The organism is Streptomyces sp. NPDC058964 (assembly GCF_042741275.1).
Taxonomy (GTDB): Bacteria; Actinomycetota; Actinomycetes; order Streptomycetales; family Streptomycetaceae; genus Streptomyces.
Genome location: NZ_JBHYKH010000846.1, coordinates 1 through 2,291, shown reverse-complemented (window position 1 = coordinate 2,291; position 2,291 = coordinate 1). Strand labels below are relative to the sequence as shown.

Annotated in this window: 2 protein-coding genes and 1 tRNA gene; 2 read left to right on the top strand and 1 reads right to left on the bottom strand. The window is 67.7% G+C overall.

Going from position 1 to position 2,291, the window contains the following annotated elements; genetic code table 11:
• Positions 1-132: 132 nt before the first annotated feature.
• Positions 133-220 (bottom strand) — tRNA-Leu (locus ACFW2E_RS45525).
• Between the two features lie 199 nt (positions 221-419).
• Here ACFW2E_RS45525 and ACFW2E_RS45520 point away from each other — a divergent pair.
• Both ACFW2E_RS45520 and chpH read left to right on the top strand, forming a co-directional pair.
• Complete coding sequence (locus ACFW2E_RS45520) at positions 420-1,745, top strand: M20/M25/M40 family metallo-hydrolase (protein WP_384477687.1); 1,326 nt, start codon at positions 420-422, stop codon at positions 1,743-1,745.
• Between the two features lie 153 nt (positions 1,746-1,898).
• The gene (gene chpH / locus ACFW2E_RS45515; RefSeq protein WP_384477684.1) at positions 1,899-2,132 is read left to right on the top strand and encodes a chaplin ChpH; all 234 of its coding nucleotides are present in this window, start codon (positions 1,899-1,901) and stop codon (positions 2,130-2,132) included.
• Positions 2,133-2,291: the final 159 nt, after the last annotated feature.

The following is a 2,291-nucleotide window of genomic DNA, read 5'->3' as shown; positions in this document are numbered from 1 at the left end:
CAACACCACCAACCACACACACCTGGCGTTTGACCACACCCCCCCCCGCGTCTGTCTAAACTGCTCGCGGCTTGATCAACTCACCACGGTGTTGCTACGACCCCTGGAATCCGCCCTCGCGGGGGCCCTCACTGGTGTCCGAGGGGGGACTTGAACCCCCACGCCCGATAAAGGGCACTAGCACCTCAAGCTAGCGCGTCTGCCATTCCGCCACCCGGACAAGGTGTCTGTCGTGCGTGGTTTCCCTCGCGGCGACGAAGGAAACACTATCAGGCTTTCCGGGGTGTCCGATCACACCCCGTCCCCGGCCCCGCGACGGCGTGAACGGCGTGTGACGGGCTCGGTCCGGTCTTGGGGCCGCGGTGGCCGGAGGGGGAGGATGAGAGGGACCACCAGCAGTGACAGTGGGAGGAAGCAGCGTGAGCGAGACGGACACGGCCAAGGGCGTCACCGGCGAGGACGAGGTTGTGGACCTCTGCCGCGAGCTGATCCAGATCGACACCAGCAACTACGGCGACCACTCGGGCCCGGGCGAGCGCAAGGCTGCCGAGTACGTCGCCGAGAAACTCGCCGAGGTGGGTCTCGAACCGAGGATCTTCGAGTCGCACCCGGGGCGTGCCTCGGCCGTGGCCCGCATCGAGGGCGAGGACCCGTCCCGGCCCGCGCTGCTGATCCACGGCCACCTGGACGTCGTACCGGCCAATGCCGCCGACTGGACCCACCACCCGTTCTCCGGGGAGGTCGCGGACGGCTGCGTCTGGGGGCGCGGCGCCGTCGACATGAAGGACATGGACGCCATGACGCTGGCCGTCGTGCGCGACCGGCTGCGCAGCGGGCGCCGACCGCCCCGGGACATCGTGCTCGCCTTCCTCGCGGACGAGGAGGCGGGCGGCACCTATGGCGCCCGGTGGCTCGTCGACAACCACCCCGACCTCTTCGACGGCGTCACCGAGGCCATCAGCGAGGTCGGCGGTTTCTCGTTCACCGTGAACGAGCAGCGGCGGCTCTATCTGATCCAGACGGCCGAGAAGGGCATGCACTGGATGAAGCTGACCGTGGCCGGCACGGCCGGACACGGGTCGATGATCCACCGGGACAACGCGATCACCGAACTGTCGGAGGCGGTCGCCCGGGTGGGCCGGCACAGGTTCCCGGTGCGCGTCACCAAGACGACCCGGGCGTTCCTCGACGAACTCGGCGACGCGCTCGGCACCGAGCTCGATCCCGAGGACATGGAGGCCACCCTCGCCAAGCTGGGCGGCATCGCCAAGCTCATCGGCGCGACCCTGAGCAACACGGCCAACCCGACGCAGCTGAACGCCGGCTACAAGGTCAACGTCATCCCGGGCGAGGCCACCGCCAACGTCGACGGCCGGTTCCTGCCCGGGTTCGAGGAGGAGTTCCTCGCCGACCTCGACCGGATCCTGGGCCCGAAGGTGCGGCGCGAGGACGTGCACTCCGACAAGGCCGTGGAGACCACCTTCGACGGGGCGCTCGTCGAGGCCATGCAGTCCGCGCTCCTCGCCGAGGACCCGGCCGCGAAGGCGATCCCGTACATGCTCTCCGGTGGCACCGACGCCAAGTCCTTCGACGACCTGGGCATCCGCGGCTTCGGCTTCGCGCCGCTCAAGCTGCCGCCGGAGCTGGACTTCGCCGGCATGTTCCACGGCGTCGACGAGCGGGTGCCGGTGGACGGGCTGCAGTTCGGCGTACGCGTGCTCGACCGTTTCATCGACGAGTCCTGAGAGCATCGCGAAGCGAAACTCGGATAATCGGCCACCCGTACGAGGTGACCGGGAAGAGTGAATGTGACGATAGGTTCGTAGCTCCATTGCTCCCTCCTCGTTACAGGTGATGTGATCCGCTGCTTGGGATCGCATTGCCAACAAGGAGGAACAATGCTCAAGAAGGTCGTCGCTGCTGCGGCTGCCACTGGTGGTCTGGTTCTCGCGGGCGCGGGCCTGGCCGTCGCGGACTCCGGAGCTCAGGGTGCCGCCGTGCACTCCCCGGGTGTCGCTTCCGGCAACGTTGTCCAGGTTCCCGTGCACATCCCGGTGAACGTCTGCGGCAACACGATCTCGGTGATCGGGCTGCTGAACCCTGCCTTCGGCAACGTCTGCGTCAACCACTGACGCCGACTCCCTGAGGGGCGTCTTTTCCGTCGGCCCCGGAGCGCGCGCCAAGTGCTCCCGGGGCGTCCCGGCCTAGGGGAAGGAATATGCCGCGAGAAATTCGTGTTCGTGGGCCTGGTGCGAGTACGAGGCCCGGCTTCAAAGTAACCAATGCGTGGT

Coding starts and splice junctions, on each gene's coding strand:
- chpH (WP_384477684.1), top strand. CDS start 1,899: ATGCTCAAGAAGGTCGTCGCTGCTGCGGCTGCCACTGGTGGTCTGGTT.